This is a genomic window from Aeromonas sp. sif0611 (genome assembly GCF_019218845.1).
Classification (GTDB): Bacteria; Pseudomonadota; Gammaproteobacteria; order Enterobacterales; family Aeromonadaceae; genus Aeromonas; species Aeromonas media.
Genome location: NZ_JAHUWU010000002.1, coordinates 341505 through 359368, shown reverse-complemented (window position 1 = coordinate 359368; position 17864 = coordinate 341505). Strand labels below are relative to the sequence as shown.

The 17864-nt window shown below is 65.2% G+C and carries 11 protein-coding genes; 8 read left to right on the top strand and 3 right to left on the bottom strand.

Features of this window, described 5'->3' with window-relative positions; all coding sequences use genetic code 11:
- Positions 1–36 precede the first annotated feature (36 nt).
- From KW824_RS06540 to KW824_RS06515, 6 genes are read left to right on the top strand one after another with little or no spacing between them, the layout of a single operon-like run.
- Positions 37–1107 carry an efflux RND transporter periplasmic adaptor subunit gene (locus KW824_RS06540; RefSeq protein ID WP_218409614.1) on the top strand — a complete coding sequence of 357 codons (1071 nt, stop codon included), beginning with the start codon at positions 37–39 and terminating at the stop codon, positions 1105–1107.
- On the top strand, positions 1100–4276 hold the full coding sequence (locus tag KW824_RS06535; RefSeq protein WP_218409323.1) for an efflux RND transporter permease subunit: 3177 nt from the start codon (positions 1100–1102) through the stop codon (positions 4274–4276). The genes KW824_RS06540 and KW824_RS06535 overlap by 8 nt, the downstream gene beginning before the upstream one ends.
- 27 nt (positions 4277–4303) lie before the next feature.
- Complete coding sequence (locus KW824_RS06530; RefSeq protein ID WP_218409322.1) at positions 4304–5443, top strand: efflux RND transporter periplasmic adaptor subunit; 1140 nt, start codon at positions 4304–4306, stop codon at positions 5441–5443.
- Positions 5436–6125 carry an ABC transporter ATP-binding protein gene (locus KW824_RS06525; RefSeq protein WP_218409321.1) on the top strand — a complete coding sequence of 230 codons (690 nt, stop codon included), beginning with the start codon at positions 5436–5438 and terminating at the stop codon, positions 6123–6125. The genes KW824_RS06530 and KW824_RS06525 overlap by 8 nt, the downstream gene beginning before the upstream one ends.
- Positions 6126–7340: an ABC transporter permease gene (locus tag KW824_RS06520; protein ID WP_218409320.1), complete on the top strand. Its 1215-nt coding sequence runs from the start codon at positions 6126–6128 to the stop codon at positions 7338–7340.
- Complete coding sequence (locus KW824_RS06515) at positions 7340–8539, top strand: ABC transporter permease (RefSeq protein WP_218409319.1); 1200 nt, start codon at positions 7340–7342, stop codon at positions 8537–8539. The genes KW824_RS06520 and KW824_RS06515 overlap by 1 nt, the downstream gene beginning before the upstream one ends.
- On the opposite strand, the gene KW824_RS06510 is transcribed toward KW824_RS06515, so the two are convergent.
- Positions 8536–10992: a diguanylate cyclase domain-containing protein gene (locus KW824_RS06510; protein WP_171273494.1), complete on the bottom strand. Its 2457-nt coding sequence runs from the start codon at positions 10990–10992 to the stop codon at positions 8536–8538. The two genes, KW824_RS06515 and KW824_RS06510, sit on opposite strands and share 4 nt — an antisense overlap.
- Before the next feature lie 355 nt (positions 10993–11347).
- Here KW824_RS06510 and KW824_RS06505 point away from each other — a divergent pair, with 355 nt between their 5' ends.
- Both KW824_RS06505 and KW824_RS06500 read left to right on the top strand, forming a co-directional pair.
- Positions 11348–12364 (top strand): lipoate--protein ligase A, encoded by a 1017-nt coding sequence (locus KW824_RS06505; RefSeq protein WP_218409318.1) that lies wholly within the window; start codon positions 11348–11350, stop codon positions 12362–12364.
- A gap of 173 nt (positions 12365–12537) precedes the next feature.
- A complete protein-coding gene (locus tag KW824_RS06500) occupies positions 12538–14232 on the top strand; it encodes a pyridoxal-dependent decarboxylase (protein WP_218409317.1) in 1695 nt (564 codons plus the stop codon).
- A 75-nt stretch (positions 14233–14307) separates the two neighbouring features.
- On the opposite strand, the gene KW824_RS06495 is transcribed toward KW824_RS06500, so the two are convergent.
- Both KW824_RS06495 and KW824_RS06490 read right to left on the bottom strand, forming a co-directional pair.
- Positions 14308–14661 carry a copper-binding protein gene (locus KW824_RS06495; RefSeq protein ID WP_218409316.1) on the bottom strand — a complete coding sequence of 118 codons (354 nt, stop codon included), beginning with the start codon at positions 14659–14661 and terminating at the stop codon, positions 14308–14310.
- Between the two features lie 58 nt (positions 14662–14719).
- Positions 14720–17848: an efflux RND transporter permease subunit gene (locus KW824_RS06490; protein ID WP_218409315.1), complete on the bottom strand. Its 3129-nt coding sequence runs from the start codon at positions 17846–17848 to the stop codon at positions 14720–14722.
- Between the last annotated feature and the right edge of the window lie 16 nt (positions 17849–17864).

Here is a 17864-nt window from a genome sequence, read left to right as displayed (position 1 = left end):
TGAAGTGACTGATGACGCCAGGGAAGGAGAGTGATGATGGAAAAGATCCGGTTGCTGGGGATCACCTTGTTGGTGATGACATCGCAGGCCATGACATCCACCCAGGCCCTGGCCGCAGACGGGGAGCCTATTGCTCCACTGACAGAGCCCCCGCAGACAGAGCCCTTGCTGACAGTGGCGCCACAGCCGGTGACCGACTGGTTCACGCTGGATGGCACCGTCAGCGCCATCCATCAGGGGACGGTGGCGGCCCAGACCAGCGGCCGGGTCTCCCGCATGCTGGTGGATGTGAACGACGAGGTGGTGGCGGGGCAACCGTTGCTGGAGATCAGCGGCAAGGAGCAGTTTGCCGCCGTCACGGGGGCCGAGGCGCGGCTGGCCCGGGCGCAGGCCCAGCAGGTGGAGGCAGAGCGCCAGCTCGCCCGCTTTCAGGCGTTGATCGCCAAGGGGGTGATCACCCGCGCCCAGCTCGACAATGCCGAGGCCTCCGATCGCGCCGCCCGCGCCGAGGTCAATGCGGCCGATGCGGCCCTCACTCAGGCCCGCGAGGCTTACGGTTATACCCGCATTCTGGCCCCCTACGCCGGTGTGGTGACCAAACGGCTGGTGGAGTTGGGGGAGACGGTGGCCCCGGGTACGCCGCTGCTGTCGGGCTTCTCCCTTGACGAATTGCGAGTGGAGGTGGAATTGCCCCAATCCGCGCTCACCCTCGCCGGTCAACCTGCGGATGTGCAGGTGCTGCTGCCGGATGGCAAGACCGTTACCCCCGCCAAACTGACCCGCTTCAACTATGCCGACAGCCAGAGCCACGCCTTCAGGTTGCGCCTCGACTTGCCGCCGCACACCGCCGGGGTATTGCCCGGCATGTGGCTCAAGGTGCAGCTCAAGCAGGGTGAGCGTCTGGTGTTGCAGGTGCCGGTACGTGCCCTGCTGCGGCAAGGGGAGTTCAACGGCGTCTATCTGCAGCAGCCCGCTGGCTGGGCCCTGACGCCGGTGCGGGTCGGTCACTGCCTGGCGGAGCAGTGCGAGATCCTGGCCGGGCTGCAAGCCGGTGACACGCTGGCCCCCGATGCCTGGGCACAGCAGCAGGAGGCGGCCCATGAGTAGCGAGCTGGACGGCAACAGGGAGAGGCTGGGGCCCGCCGGTCGGCTGGCGGCGCTGTTTCAGGGCTCGGCCATCACCCCGCTGCTGGCGCTGGTGGGGCTACTGCTCGGTCTGTTTGCGGTGCTGGTGACCCCCAAGGAGGAGGAGCCGCAGATCGATGTTACCTTCGCCGATGTCTATATCCCCTTTCCGGGAGCCAGCCCGGCTGAAGTGGAGTCTCTCGTCACCACCCCTGCCGAGCAGGTGGTCTCCCAGATAAAGGGAATCGATACCCTCTACTCTTTTTCCCAACCCGATGGCGCCCTGCTGGTGGTGGTGTTCAAGGTGGGGGTGAGCCGCGAGCAGGCCATTGTCGATCTCAACAACCAGCTCGATTCCCACCGCGACTGGTTGCCACAGGGGATCGGGGTCGGTCAGCCGCTGGTGAAACCGAGGGGGATCGATGATGTCCCCATCGTCAGTCTGACCTTATGGAGCAAAGAGTGGAACAAAGAGGGGAGCAAGCAACTGGGCGCTCCCGAACTGACCCGGGTCGCCCATGAGCTGGAGACCGAACTCAAGCGGATTCCCGGCACCCGAGATATCTACACGCTGGGCAGCCAGAGCGCCGTGCTGCGGGTGATGCCGGATCCGGCGGCCCTCAGCGCCCACGGCATCAGCTGGGGCGAGCTGAGTCAGCGACTGGCGGCCGCCAATCAGGTGGGCACAACACAGGCCATCGAGCAAAACAACAGTGAGATCAAGGTGCAGGTGGGGCAGTTCCTGCAAAGCGAGCAGGAGGCCCGCGAGCTGGTGGTGGGGCTGCACGACGGCAAGCCGGTCTATCTGGGGGAGGTGGCCAGGGTCTCTCTGGGTCAGGAGACTCCGACCAAACGCAGCTGGATGGGGATAGGACAGGCCAGTTATCCGGCGGTGACACTGGCCATCGGCAAGCAGCCCGGCCAGAACGCGGTCGAGGTGGCCAAGCGAGTGGAGGCGCGGGTCGAGAGTTTGCAGAACCGGCTGATCCCTGCCGGGGTCGAGGTGACGGTGACCCGTGACTACGGCGTCACCGCCGAGACCAAATCCAACACCCTCATCGGCAAGCTGATTTTTGCCACCACGGCGGTGGTGCTGCTGGTGCTGGTGAGCATGGGCTGGCGCGAGGCGCTGGTGGTGGGCGTTGCCATCGTCATCACCCTGGCGCTGACCCTATTTGCCAGCTGGGCCTGGGGCTTTACTCTCAACCGGGTGTCGCTGTTTGCGCTGATCTTCTCCATCGGCATTCTGGTGGATGACGCCATAGTCGTGGTGGAGAACATCCACCGCCATCGCGGTCTGGGCAAGGGGGCGCTCAAGGATCTTATTCCGGGGGCGGTGGACGAGGTGGGGGGGCCGACCATACTGGCGACCCTGACCGTCATCGCGGCACTGCTGCCGATGGCCTTTGTCAGCGGCCTGATGGGCCCCTACATGAGCCCCATCCCCATCAATGCCAGCATGGGGATGCTCATCTCCCTGCTGGTGGCCTTTATCTTCTCACCCTGGCTGGCGAGCCATTTGCTCAAGGGGGAGGTACACGGTGCCCACGGCGAGGCCAAGGCTGGCCTCTTTCACCGGCTGATGACCCCTTTCCTGATCGGTGACGGCGCCAAGCGTGCCAGACGCAAGCTCTGGCTGGTGGTGTTGCTGCTGGTCGGGGCGGCTACCGCCATGCCAGTGGTGCAGTGGGTGGTGCTCAAGATGCTCCCCTTCGACAACAAGTCGGAATTCCAGCTGGTGCTCGACATGCCGGAGGGGGCGACCCTGGAGCAGACCGAGCGCACCCTGCTGGCGGTCGGGCGGGAGCTTGCCAAGGTGGAGGAGGTGACGGATTACCAGATCTACGCCGGCAGTGCGGCCCCCATCAACTTCAACGGGCTGGTGCGCCACTACTTTATCCGCAGCGGCGCCAACGTGGGGGATATTCAGGTCAATCTGATGGACAAGCATGAGCGGGATCGCAGCAGTCACCAGATTGCCCAGTCGGTTCGGGCGCCGCTGCAGGCCATCGCCAGCGCGGCAGGGGGCAACCTGAAAGTCGTGGAGGTGCCCCCCGGCCCGCCGGTCTGGTCACCCATCGTCGCGGAAGTGTATGGCCCGACGCCTGCAGCCCGTGAAGCGGCGGCGCGCGCCGTAGAGGCCCGTTTTGTGGCCACCGCGGATCTGGTGGATGTCGACATCTATCTGACCGACCCGCAGCCCAAGTGGCGGCTGGTGGTGGATCGCAGCAAGGCGGCCCTGCTCGGAGTCGATCTCGGCGACCTGGTGACCACCCTCAATGGCGGCGTGGGCTATCAGGATGCCAGCTGGCTGCAGGGTCATGGCGCCAAGTATCCGGTGCCAGTGCGCATCGAGCTCGCTCCCGGCGACAAGCGGGATCTGGCGGGCGTACTAGCCCTCAAGGTGCGCAGCCAGAGCGGCCAGCTCATCCGGGTATCCGAGCTGGTGAGTCGCCGCGATGAGGTGGCTCCCAGCTATATCATGCACAAGAACATGCAGCCCATGGTGATGGTGGTGGCCGACATGGGCGGCCATGCCGACAGCCCGCTCTACGGCATGTTTGCCGCCGGTGCCGACATAGACCTGCCCCAGTATTACGTGCAGCAGCCCGACAAACTGGGAGAGGTGGCGCTGTTGTGGGACGGGGAGTGGAAAATCACCTACGAGACCTTCCGCGACATGGGGCTAGCCTACGGGGTGGGGATGATCCTCATCTACCTGCTGGTGGTTGCCCAGTTCCGCTCCTATCTGGTGCCGCTCATCATCATGGCCCCCATTCCACTCACCCTCATCGGAGTGATGCCGGGCCACGCCCTGCTGGGGGCCCAGTTCACCGCCACCTCGATGATCGGGATGATCGCCCTGGCCGGGATCATCGTACGCAACAGCATCCTGCTGGTGGACTTTATCGAGCAGCAGCGGGCGAGTGGCGTGGTGTTCGAACAGGCGGTGATTGCGGCGGCGCAGGTGCGGGCCAAACCCATCATGCTGACGGCGCTGGCGGCGATGATCGGGGCCCTGTTCATCCTCGATGATCCCATCTTCAACGGACTGGCCATCAGCCTGATTTTCGGGATCCTGGTCTCCACTCTGCTCACCCTGGTGGTGATACCCTTGCTCTATTATGCCCTGCTCTCCCGACGCTTATGACGGGAGTGAACAGCGAAAGGATGCGCGATGAAGAGAAGTTGGCTGTGGTGGGGAAGTGGCGCTGTGGTAGCGGTGGCTGCCGTGGCATGGTGGTGGCGACCGCAGCCGACGCCGATCAGGCTGACTGAGGTCGGGCGGGGGGATGTGCTGGTCACTGTGGTCAACACCCGGGCCGGCACCATCAAGTCGTGCCAGCGGGCGGGGCTCAGTCTGCCCGGTGGCGGCGTCGTGGAGCAGATCGCCGTCAAGGCCGGGGACAGGGTGGCGAAGGGGGATCTGCTGCTGACGCTCTGGAGCGACGATATCCGCGCCGATCTCAGCCGCGCCCTCGCCCAGCAGGCCCTTGGCAAGACCCAGCGGGAGGAGCGTTGCAGCGAGGCGGCCTACTACGAGCGGGAGGCCAACCGGCTGGCCACCTTGCTGGCCAAGAACCTCACCTCCCGCACCCTGGCCGAGCAGGCCCAGAACCTGGCCGATACCCGCCGCTATATCTGCCGGGCATCCCGTCAGCAGGAGCGGGTCGACGAGGCGCTGGTCGCCCAAGTGGAAGCCCGCTTGAGCGAGCGCCGCCTGCTGGCGCCGTTTACCGGGGTGGTGGCGGAGGTCAACAGCAAGCTGGGCGAATACATGACTCCCTCGCCCCCCGGGGTGGCCATGCCCCCCGTCATCGATCTCATCGACGATAACTGCCTCTATGTCTCTGCCCCCATCGATGAGGTGGATGCTGCCCGTCTCAAGGTGGGCCAGAGCGCCCGGGTACTGCTCGATGCCATGCCCGGACGCGATTTTGTCGCCGCCGTCACCCGTATCGCCCCCTATGTGAAGGAGCTGGAGAAGCAGGCCCGTACCGTGGAGGTGGAGGCGGTGCTCACGGCTCCGCCCGGCGACGTGCCTTTGCTCATTGGCTACAGCGCCGACCTTGAGGTCGAGGTGACCCGCGCCACCGAGGTGTTGCGGGTAGCGGCCAGCAGCCGGGCCGACGATGGCAGCGTGCTGCGGCTGGAGGGAGATAAGCTGGTGCGGGTGCTGCCCCGCTGGGGCGTGGAGAACTGGAACTGGATTGAGGTGGCAGAGGGGCTCGCCGCCGGTGATCGGCTGGCGGCCCAGCCCGGTCAGATTGTCGGGGAGGGGCCCTTCAGCGCCGCCACGGAGCCGGCGGATGAGTGAGCTCATTCGCTTCGAAGCCGTCAGCCGTCGTTTCACTCTGGGGGGGAGCGAAGTGGCCGCCCTCGATCGCGTTTCTCTGCGGGTTGCCGAGGGGGAATATCTGGCGGTGATGGGCCCCTCGGGTTCGGGCAAATCGACCCTGCTCAACGTGCTGGGGCTGCTGGATCGGCCCGACGAGGGGCGTTACTGGCTGGGGGGCGAGGACACCGCCACCCTGCCAGAGCCGGCGCTGGCCCGGCTGCGCGGCCATCGCATCGGCTTCGTGTTCCAGTCGTTTCACCTTGTCTCCCGCCTCACCGCCCGTGAAAACGTCGAGTTGCCGCTGATGCTGTGCGGGATTGCCCCCGCCGAGCGTCATCGCCGCAGCCAGCGCCTGCTGGAGGAGCTGGGGCTGGACAACCGGGCCGACCACAGGCCCGCAGAGCTCTCCGGTGGTCAGCGCCAGCGGGTGGCCATCGCCCGGGCCATGGCCATGGCGCCGCGGCTGATCCTGGCGGACGAGCCCACCGGCAATCTCGACTCCCGCTCCGGGGAGGAGGTGATCACCCTGCTCGAGGGGCTCAACCGGGAGCAGGGGATCACCCTGGTGGTGGTAACCCACGATCCGCGCCTCGGTGAACGGGCGGGCAGGCGGATCCTGATGAACGATGGCCGTATCAGCAGCGACAGCGGTGGGGACTGAATGCGGCGCCCCGATGCCATCCGCTTCGCCGCCGTGGCGTTATTGCGTCAGCGTTCACGGGCACTGGTGCTGATACTGGCGGTCAGCCTGAGCGTCACCTCGGTGCTGCTGCTCACCGCGCTGGGGGAGGGAGCGAGACGCTACGTCGCCGACCAGTTCAGCTCCCTTGGCAAGGATCTGCTGGTGATGTTCCCGGGCCGCAAGGAGACCACCGGCGGGCTGCCGCCGGTCACCGGCAACAGCCTGCGGCAGATCACCCTCGACGACATGCACTACCTTGGCCAGCATCAACCCCTGCTCAGGCTGGTGCCGCTGGTGATGGGCTTTGCCGAGGCCAAGCAGGGGGCGCGGTTGCGCCAGACCATGCTGCTTGGCAGCAGCAACGGGCTGCGTGATACCCACGGGCTGGAACTGCTCTCCGGCCGCTGGCTGCCGGGAGAGGCCGCAGAGGATCGACCGGTCGCCCTGCTCGGGGCCGTGGCGGCCCGGGAGCTGTTCGGTCAGGCCGAGCCGGTCGGCCAGTGGCTGCGTTTTGACAATCGCCGCTTTCGGGTGGTGGGGGTCTTCACCAGCCAGAGCAGCAATCTGGGGATGGACATGGGCGAGGCGGCGCTGATCCCGGTGGGCAGCGCCATGTGGCTGTTCAATACCGAGGGGCTGTTTCGTTTACTGATCCAGCCGCTGGCGGGGCAAGCAGTGCCCCCGCTGGTCAAGCGACTGGAGCAACTGATGCAGGCGCGCCACGGGGTGCTCGATGTGACCGTGGTGCGCCGTGACGCCATGCTGGCCACCTTCTCCACAATTCTCTCGACCCTCACCCTGGCGGTCGCCGGTATCGGTGCCATCAGCCTGCTGGTGTCCGGCATCATGATGATGAATCTGGCGCTGATCAGCACCCGCCAGCGCACCGGCGAGATCGGCCTGCTCAAGGCGCTGGGGGCAGACAGTCGCCAGATCCGCCAGCTGTTCTTGTGGGAGGCGCTGCTGCTGAGCGGCAGTGGTGCGCTGTTTGGCACGGCTTTGGGCTATGCCCTGGTCGCTATCGCCGGGTTGATCTGGCCCAGCTTCCCGGCGGCAGTCCCTCTGCTCGCGACCCTCTGTACCCTGCCGGCGGCCCTGCTGACCGGGCTCTTCTTCAGCTGGCTGCCCGCCTCCCGGGCGGCACGGCAGGATCCGGTCAGCAGCCTGCGCAGCGGGCAATGGAGTGGTGGCTGATGCGCCTCGCTGATCTGCTGTTCTGGTTGTGGCGCGCCCTGCTGGCCGGGCGCAGTCGCAGCCTGCTGTCGGCGCTCGGCATCGCCATCGGGATCGCCTCGGTGACCCTGCTCACCGGTATCGGCGAGGGGCTCAGGCTCTATCTGCTCGACAGTTTCTCCCAATTCGGTACCCGGCTGATCGCGGTGACCCCGGGCAAGACCGAAACCGCCGGCGGGCCGCCCGGCATCCTCTCCAGCAGCCGTCCCCTGCTGCTGGAGGATGCCGATGCCCTCGCCAGATTGCCGGGGGTAGAAGCGGCGTTGCCGGTGGTGCAGGGGCAGGGGGAGGTGCGCAGCCGCGGGTTGACCCGCAGCACCGCCATTCTGGGTACCGGCCCGGCGGCGCTCTCCGGCTGGCGGCTCACCCTGGTGCAGGGGCGTTTTCTGCCCGCGGATGACAGCGCCATGCCCCGCGCCTATGCGGTGCTGGGCGCCAAGGTGGCGGCGGAGCTGTTTCCTGGCGGCGATGGGCCAGGGAGCCTGTTGCGCGCCGGTGATCGCCGCTTTCGGGTGGCCGGGGTGCTGGCCCCCAAGGGGCAGTTTCTCGGCTTCGATCTGGACGACATGATCTATCTGCCCGCCGCCCACGCCCAGGCGCTGTTCAACAAGGAGGGGTTGCAGGAGATCGACGTCATTTATCGCGCCGGGCAGACAGAGGCCGACATATCCGCCCAGATCCGGCGGGAGCTGATCGCTCGCCACGGCGCCGAGGATTTCACCCTCACCTCCCAGCAGGACATGCTGACCAGCCTCGACAAGATCCTCTCCATCATCAAGCTGGCGGTCGGTGGGCTCGGCATCATTTCGCTGCTTATCGGGGCGGTTGGCATCTTCAGCATCATGAGCATCGCCCAGCAGGAGCGGATCCCCGAGGTGGGCTTGCTGATGGCGCTGGGTTGCCCGCGGCGGCGCATCCTGCTGCTGTTTTTGCTCGAAGCCGTGGTGCTGGCGCTGCTGGGCGGGGCCATGGGGCTGGCCCTGCTTGGCGGGCTCAAGCTGCTGCTTGCCTTGCTGGCGGCCGGGTTGCCGCTCACCCTCCATCCTCTCTATCTGCTGCTGGCGCTCGGTTGCAGCGCGCTGGTCGGCCTGCTGGCCGGGGTCGCCCCCGCTTTGCGGGCGGTGCGCCTCGACCCGGTGGTCGCCCTGCGGGGGGACTAGGGGATGGCCTCTGCAATCTGTTGGGGGTCGCCAGCCTTGAACAGCGGGAAATAACGCCTGTCCGCCTGGCTCATGTGGCCGACCACCAGCTCCTGAATGATGAAGTTGAGCAGCTCGTCGTTGCCGAGCGTCCCCGCCCTGGCGGCGGTCATCAGCTGGGAGGCCTTGTCGAGCAGCCTCTGGTGATCCAGTCGATGGCTGGCGAGCTCCCCGTAGTCGCACGCTGCCAGCATCTGCTCTTCGAAGGCAAAGTGCTGGCGGGTCATCACGAACAGGCTCTCCAGACTCTCCAGAAATTGCCCGGATTGTTCGCCCTGATCCTTCATGTGCTCCAGCAGGCGATTGGCCAGCATGAAGAGCCGGTGATGCTCTGCATCGATACGGGGATGGCCGCATGCATGGCCGGGATGCCACAGCAGGGTTCCCTGCGCCGGATCCCAGGTGGCCGTAAACAGGCAAACCCGGCCACGCCCTTGGTTCTTCGCCTGATACATGGCTTGATCGGCGTGGTGCATCAGGGTCTTCGGGTCGGCACCGTGTTCCGGATAGAGGGCGACCCCAATGCTGCTGGAGATGCGCAGCGCCTGCTGTTCAATCTGGAATGCATGGTGCAGGCTCTGGTGCAGCTTGTCGGCCACCGCCAGCGCGCCATCGCCGGTATCGGGCAGCAGAACCACGAATTCGTCGCCGCCGAGCCGCACCACCAGGTCGTCCTCTCGCACGCAATGACCCATGCGCTCGGCCACCAGCTTGAGCAGCCGGTCTCCGGTCTCGTGGCCAAAGGTGTCGTTGATCGGCTTGAAGTGATCGAGATCGATGAAGATGAGGGCCAGGGGGCGGTCTGGCTCCTGCTGCAGCCTCTCTTTCAGCCGCTGTTGCAGCAGGCGGCGATTGGGCAGGCCGGTGAGGGGATCATGGAAGGCGAGGCGGCGCATCATCTCCTCCCGGGCCGCCCGCTCGGTGACATCCCGGGTCACCCCCAGAATGGCATCCGGCCGCTCCCGGGCGTTGCCGTGCAAGGTGGTGATCGTCTCGATGGCCACCAGATGGCCATCCTTGTGGCGCAACTGGGAGTGGATGACGCAGCGGGTCTGGGCCTGTTCACCCCGTTGCCAGGCGGCCAGGGCGGCGGTGATCTCGTCGCGCAGCTGCCTTCTGGATTCGTCGGGCAACAGTTGCTTGAGGGACATGGTGAAGAGCTCGGCGGGCTCATAACCGCTGAGGGGGCCGATGGCCGGGCTGACGTAACGAAAGCGCAAGGAGGCGGTATCCATGGTCCAGATCACGTCGGCGCTGTTCTCCGCCACGAAGCGGTAGTGCTGCTCGCGCTGGGCCAGTTCCCGGGTGAGCCGCTGGCGATCCCGCGCCTCCTGGCGCAGCCGCAGATGGAGGTACAGGAAGATGCCGAGCAGCACCAGCAGGCTGAAGGTGATCAGGATGGCCACCGCCACGCTCCTGTCGAGCAGTTGCCGCTGCTGGTGCAGGCGGGCCTGGGCCGGGTCGTAGATGAAGGAGGCCAGGCTGGGCATGGCCTTGAGCATGCCCGCGTCCAGATAGGTTCTGGCGATCTGTTGCCAGCGTTCCTGCTGCATGTAGCCAGGCTCGATGAGATCCGGCTGCATCAGCGCCCGGGTTTCGCGGGCCTCGAACGCCAAGCGCTCACGGCCAGCACCACTCGGGTACTGCGCCATGATCAGGTCGATCATCTCTTCGGGATGGTCCATGGCATAGCGCCACCCCTTGAGGCTCGCCTGCAGGAAGGCATGGACCCGCTCCTGACGAGTGACGAGCTCGTGTTCGGAGGTGAACAGGTTGTCCCCGTAGAAGTCAAAGCCCATGGCGCGCGGGCTGAAGACCCGATAGGGGATCCCTCTCTGTTGCAGATAGAAGGGCTCGGTGGAGCTGTAGGCACTGATGGCATCCACCTTGCCTGTCAACAGCGCCTGCACGCCCTGTTCGTAGGGGAGGGTGTTCCACTGTCTGGTCTGCGTATAGTGGTGAAGATAGGTCAGCAGCTCGTTGGAGCCCGGCTCCAGCATCAGGCGTTTGTTGGCCAGGTCCGCCGGGGTGCGGATATCGGGTCTGTCCAGGGTGAGCAGCACCAGGGGAGAGTGCTGCAACATGGCGGCGAGCACCACCACGGGTCGCCCTGCGGCCCGGGCCAGCAGCAGATCGCTGCCCCGGATGCCGAACTGGGCCCTGCCCGTGGTCACCTCGTTGATCACATCGGTGTGGGGGCCTGCCTCGCGCAGGGTGACCCGCAAACCGGCGTCCCGATAAAAGCCCTTGGCGATGGCGGCATAGTAGCCGGCAAACTGGAACTGATGCTGCCATGGCAGTTGCACTATGACGTGCTCGTCTGCTCGGAGGGGAAGCGTGATCAGGGTGGATATCACCACCCAGATGGACAGGAGCCAGCATCTACGCTGGCAGGGGGCATCGGACTCCGTCATACCGCGATTCTCTCGGGAGGTGCTCTGCTGGCTAGAGTCAAACAATTTCTGGTTATCCGCAAGGGGAGAGAAGCCCATAAAGAGGGGCGATGCGTGGCATTAAAAGTCATTTTTGTGTCATTCATCACGCGCAATGAGGAAATGGTACATTTTTGAGCCTTATCCGACCTTGTCACGGTCCCTGTCATGGGGGCAAACCGTCATCCTCCCTCCTTGCGGCTGTTATCGCGCCGGTTGCTGCTGGGCTACATCTTCAGGCCTTCTGTGCCACCTCGTATTGCCACTGTGGCCAGGAGAGGACGCCCCATGGGGACGGTGGTATGGTAGTCTCCCCTTTTTCCAATGAGGTCCCCCAATGTCTTCCCTGCGCCTGCTGGTCTCCGACTCCCACGATCCCCTGTTCAACCTGGCGGTGGAAGAGTGCATCTTCCGCCAGATGGATCCCGCCCAGCGGGTGCTGTTCCTGTGGCGCAACGCCAATACCGTGGTGATCGGCCGGGCCCAGAATCCCTGGAAGGAGTGCAATACTCGCCGGATGGAAGAGGACGGGGTGACCCTGGCCCGGCGCAGCAGCGGGGGCGGGGCCGTGTTTCACGACCTTGGCAACAGCTGCTTCACCTTCATGGCGGGCAAGCCCGGTTATGACAAGAGCGTCTCCACCGCCATCGTGCTGGATGCGCTGAGGCGGCTCGGGGTCGAGGCCTTTGCCTCCGGTCGCAACGATTTGCTGGTGGCGACCCCGGACGGGGATCGCAAGGTGTCGGGCTCCGCCTACCGGGAGACCCAGGATCGCGGCTTTCACCACGGCACCCTGCTGTTGGACGCAGACCTCGGCCGTCTGGCCAACTACCTCAATCCCGACCCCAAGAAGCTGGCGGCCAAGGGGATCAGCTCGGTGCGCAGCCGGGTCGCCAACCTCTGCGATCTGCGGCCTGGGATCGACCATCAAGGGGTGAGCGAGGCGCTGCTGGAGGCCTTCTTCGGTTACTACGGTGAGCGGGTGCTACCCGAGCATATCTCCCCCGAACAGATGCCCGACCTGCCTGGCTTTGCCGAGACCTTCGCCCGTCAGCGCAGCTGGGAGTGGAACTTCGGCCACGCCCCGGCGTTCAGCCATCAGCTGGACGAGCGCTTCGGTTGGGGCGGGGTGGAGCTGCACTTCGACGTGGAGAAGGGGGTGATAGGGCGGGCGCAGATCTTCAGCGACAGCCTGGATCCGGCCCCCCTGGATGTGCTGGCCGAGCGGCTGGTGGGCGCGTCCTACAGACCCGAGGCGATGGCGGTGCTGTTGCGCCAGCTGATGAGCGAGTTCCCGGCCAGGGCCCACGAGCTGGCGGAACTGGAGGCCTGGCTGGTGACGGCGCTACGCTGAGACGCTTGACCCGGATCACGAAACGGAGCAAGCCATCCGTCGCCGGTTTGTCGTCAGCCCGCGACTGTCACGGTCATGATAAAAAGTAGGGCAGACCATTAGTTATTGTCGCTGTTTCCTGTGCCGCCCCGGGGGTATAACCGGGACACATTTGCAGTACTAATGGTCTTGTCATGAACGATCTTGTCTATCTGAAAGAGGAAGGCGTCAACGCCGTCCACCCCGACTTCTCCGCCCGTTTTGCCACCGTCAAAGCCAATTTCTTCTCGCGCAACCCCGATCTCTGGCCGGTGTTCCGCGAACCCGGCTTCGCCACCCTCAACGAGTTTCGCGCCCGGGGCCTGGCCCCGGATGCGCGCCTCAATGCCTGGCCCGATGGCCGTGCCCGCCTCGCCGACTTGTGCGAGACCATGCCGGTGCCCGCACAGATGCGCACCCCGGGTGAACCCATGACCGAGCTGCTGTTTGCCGGCGCCCTCTCCAAAGACTGGGAGAACCCCTCCAGCGTCGAGAACGTCATCACCATGTCGGCGGATCCCGCCATCTATGGCGCCCAGATGGGGATCCTCGCCAACCCCAACCTGGTCTACTCCGAATATGCCGGGGTGGCCGAGGAGCTCGAAAAAAAGGTGGTACGCCAGATTGCCCTGCTGGCGGGTTACGACCCGGCCCGCGCCACCGGCATCTTCACCCAGGGGGGGACCTTCTGTAACCTCTATGGCTATCTGCTCGGTATTCGCAAGAGCTTGCCAGAGGCCAAGCACAAGGGGCTCGGCCACTATCAGGATTACCGCATCATCAACTCCCAGGGCGGTCACTACTCCAACATCACCAACCTCTCCCTGCTCGGGGTCGACATCGAGAACAAGACCATCCGCATCCAGGTCGGCGAGAACAACGACATCGATCTGGTGGATCTCGAGCGTACCCTGACCGCCTGCTTTGCCCTCAAACACGTGGTGCCCACCATCATGCTCACCATGGGCACCACCGACACCTTCGGGGTGGATAGGGTGAAACCCGTGGTGGACCTGCGGGATCGGCTGTGCGAGCGGTTCGAGGTGGCGGTCAAGCCCCATATCCACGTGGATGCCGCCATCGGCTGGTCGATGATCTTCTTCCTGGATTACGACTTTGCCGCCAACCCGCTCGCCATCAACGCCGCGACCCTGGCCGGGATCGAGCGCAACGTGGCGCGCTTTGCGGAGCTGAAATTCGCCGACTCCTTCACCGTCGACTTCCAGAAGTGGGGCTATGTGCCTTACACCTCCAGCCTGGTGATGATCAAGGAGCGGGAGGACCTCAAGGCGATGGAGAATGACCCGGAAAACTTCTCCTACTTCGAGCGTGACATTCAGGGTCAGACCCACCTGCAGTCCACGATCGAGTGCTCCCGCGGGGCGAGCGGCCTGTTCGGCGCCTATGCGGCGCTCAACTACCTGGGGGTGGAGGGTTATCGCACCGTGCTGGCCCACTGCCTGCAAAACGCCAACTACTTCCGCTTCCGGTTAAGCCAGCTTGGCAACGTCAAGCTGGTGGCCCAGGAGAATCAGGGCCCGAGCGTGGGCTTCAAGATCTACAACCCCGAGTGGGTGAGCGACCCGGAAGCCGAGTTCGCCTTCGAGCTGGCCCGCAGCCCGGATGCGGCCTACAAGGCGCGGCTGGCACGCAACACCGAATACCACCGCAACCTGTTCAAGCAGCGCGGCAAGGTGGGGCTCTACACCAACTGGGTGGAGGCGGTGGCGCACTCGGAATACGACGAGCGCGGCAAGTACTCCTACATCGCCGGCGAGAAGGCGGTCTTCATGAACCCGGCCTGTACCCGCGAACAGATCGACGCCTTTATCGAGCATATTCGCGGCTGAGCGGCCTCGATTGCCAGGGCCCGGACAGCAAAACGGCGGGATTATCCCGCCGTTTTTTATTACCGTGGCCAGCGCTCACTGCTTCTGCAGTTGGGTCACCGTCAGCTTGCCCGCAGGGTTCTCGGCGTGGAAGCGCACCGCATCCCCCACCTTGAGCCCCTCCAGCAGGGCCGGATCGGCCACCCGAAACACCATGGTCATAGGGGGCATCTTGAGGTTGTCGATGGCCTCGTGCTTGATGCCTACCTTGCCGTTGGCCGCGTCGATGCGGCTGATGACCCCCTGGGTCATCGCCATCTCGTTCATGCCTTCCATCTGGCTCATCTGGCCCATGTCGTGGCCGGCATGGTTCATCATCTCCTCGGCCTGCAGGCCGGTGTGGGCGGCGAGACCAAGCAGCAGGGTCAGGGTCAGTGTCTTGTAGTTCATGGTGTTTCCTCGTCGTTTATTCACATTCTTGGTTGTTAAAAAGGGCGCATCCACCGGGTTATTCGGCGGGTTGGTGCTCGGTCGCGCCCAGGTGCCGACTGCGCCACAGGTAGTAGGCGGCGGGCAGCACCAGGAGGGTCAGCACCAGCGCGCTCACCATGCCGCCGATCATGGGGGCAGCGATGCGCTGCATTACCTCGGAGCCGGTGCCCTGGCTCCACATGATGGGCAAGAGGCCGGCGATGATGGTCACCACCGTCATCATCTTGGGGCGCAGGCGCAGGGCGGCGCCGTGGATCACTGCCCGGTGCAGGCCCGCCTTGTCCGGCTTGCCGCTCGCCACCAGGTCATCCCAGGCGTGGTTGAGGTAGACCAGCATCAAGACGCCTGTCTCCACCGCCACCCCGGCCAGGGCGATAAAGCCGACCCCGACCGCCACCGAGAGGTTGAAGTCGAGCAGCCAGAGGGTCCAGATCCCGCCCACCACCGCCAGCGGCAGGGTAGTGAGGATGAGCAGCACCTCCTGGAAGCGGCGAAACGCCAGATAGAGCAGCAGCACGATAATGGCGACGGTTAATGGCACCACGTAGGCGAGGCGCGCCTTGGCCCGCTCCATGTATTCGTATTGGCCGGACCAGGTGAGGGCGTAGCCCGCCGGCAGCACCAGCTGCTTGTCCACCTCGGCCTTGGCCTCGGCTACAAAGGAGCCGATATCGCGGCCGCGAATATCCACGTAGACCCAGCCGTTGAGGCGCGCATTCTCGCTGCGCAGCATGGGCGCCTCGTCGCTGATGTAGACCCGGGCCACGTCCGCCAGCGCGATGCGCACGCCGCTCGGGGTCACCAGCGGCAGCAGCTCCAGGCTGGCCACAGAATCGCGGTAGCTCTGGGGGTAGCGCAAGTTGATGGGGTAGCGCTCGCGCCCCTCGATGGTCTGTCCCACCTCCATGCCGCCCACCGCGGTGGCGAGCACCGCCTGCACGTCGGCAATGTTGAGGCCGTAACGGGCCGCTTTCAGCCGGTCGATGTCCACCTTGACGTAGCGACCACCGGCCACCCGCTCTGCGTAGACCGATGAGGCGCCCTCCACCTTGCCGACTACTTGCTCAAGCTGCTGGCCGAGCCCCTGAATGACCTTGAGGTCGGGCCCCGCAATCTTGATGCCGACCGGGGTCTTGATGCCGGTGGCCAGCATGTCGATACGGGTCTTGATGGGGGGCACCCAGGCGTTGGTGAGACCGGGGAAGCGGATGAGGGAGTCTAGCTCTTCTTTCAGCTTCTCAGGGGTCATGCCGGGGCGCCACTGGTCGCGGGGCTTGAGCTGGATGCTGGTCTCCATCATCACGAGGTCTGCAGGGTCTGTGGCCGAGTCGGCGCGGCCTGCCTTGCCGAACACGTTCTGCACCTCGGGCACGGTGCGAATGAGCTTGTCGGTCTGCTGCAAAATCTCCCGCGCCTTGCCCACCGAGATGTTGGCCGCAGTGGTGGGCATATACATGATGTCCCCCTCATCGAGCGGCGGAATGAACTCCGAGCCCAGGTACTTGAGGGGCCAGAAGCCTGCCACCGTCACCACAGCGGCGATGGCCAGCGTGGTTCTCGGACGGGCCAGCACGGCCTTGAGCAGCGGCACATATGCCTGGCTTAAGCCACGGTTCAGCGGGTTGGCCTGCTCCGCCAGCACCTTGCCACGGATGAAGTAGCCCATGATCACCGGCACCAGCGTGATGGCGAGCCCGGCCGCCGCCGCCATGGCATAGGTCTTGGTGTAGGCGAGCGGGTGGAACATCCGCCCCTCCTGCGCCTCCAGCGCGAACACCGGCAGGAAGCTGATGGTGATGATCAGCAGGGAGAAGAAGATGGCGGGGCCCACCTCGATGCTCGCCTCGACGATCACTTGCCAGCGGTTCTTCTCCGTCAGCTCGGTGCGCTCTATATGCTTGTGGACGTTCTCGATCATCACGATGGCGCCATCCACCATGGCGCCGATGGCGATGGCGATGCCCCCCAGCGACATGATGTTGGCGTTGATCCCCTGCAGGTGCATGACGATGAAGGCGGTCAGGATGGCGATGGGCAAGGAGATGACCACCACCAGGGATGAGCGCAGGTGGAACAGGAAGGCGAGGCAGACCAGCACCACCACCGCGAACTCCTCCAGCAGCTTGCCGGAGAGGTTGTCGATGGCGCGTTGGATAAGATCGGATCGATCGTAGACGGTGACGATCTCCACCCCTTCCGGCAGGCTGCTTTTGAGCTCTGCGAGCCGTTTCTTGACCCCGTCTATGGTGTGCTGGGCGTTCTCGCCGAAACGCATGACGATGATGCCACCCACCACTTCCCCCTCGCCGTTGAGCTCGGCGACGCCGCGTCGGCTCTGGGGGCCGGTGACCACATCCGCCACGTCACCCAGCAGCAGCGGGGCGCCGCGTACATTGGTACCAAGCGGGATCTGCTTCAGATCCTCCACGCTCTTGAGGTACCCGTTCGAGCGCACCATGTACTCCGCTTCCGCCATCTCGATGACGGAGGCGCCGGTCTCCTGGTTGCCCTGCTGGATGGCGGTCTCGATAAGGGAGAGCGGGATGCCGTAGGCGCGCAGCTTGTCCGGGTCGACCCGCACCTGATACTGGCGCACCATGCCGCCCACGGTGGCGACCTCGGAGACGCCGTCCACCGTCTGCAGCTCGAACTTGAGCAACCAGTTCTGCAGCGAGGTGAGCTCGCTGAGGTCATGTTTGCCGGTTCTGTCCACCAGCGCGTACTGGTAGACCCAGCCCACCCCGGTAGCATCGGGGCCGAGCTGGGGGCGGGCGGAGGCGGGCAGGTTGGGCGCAACCTGGCTCAAATACTCCAGCACCCGGGCGCGGGCCCAGTAGAGGTCGGTGTTGTCGTCAAACAGCACATAGACGAAGGAGTCGCCGAAGAAGGAGTAGCCGCGTACCGTGGTGGCCCCCGGCACCGCCAGCATGGCGGTGGTGAGCGGGTAGGTCACCTGATCCTCCACCACCTGGGGCGCCTGGCCCGGGTAGGCCGTCTTGATGATCACCTGCACGTCGGAGAGATCCGGCAGGGCGTCTACCGGGGTCTGCTTGACCGACCAGAGCCCCCAGGCGGTAAGCATGACGGTCAGCAGCAGCACCAGAAAGCGGTTGCCCACGGACCAGCGAATGATGGCAGGAATCATGATTGGACTCCTTTCT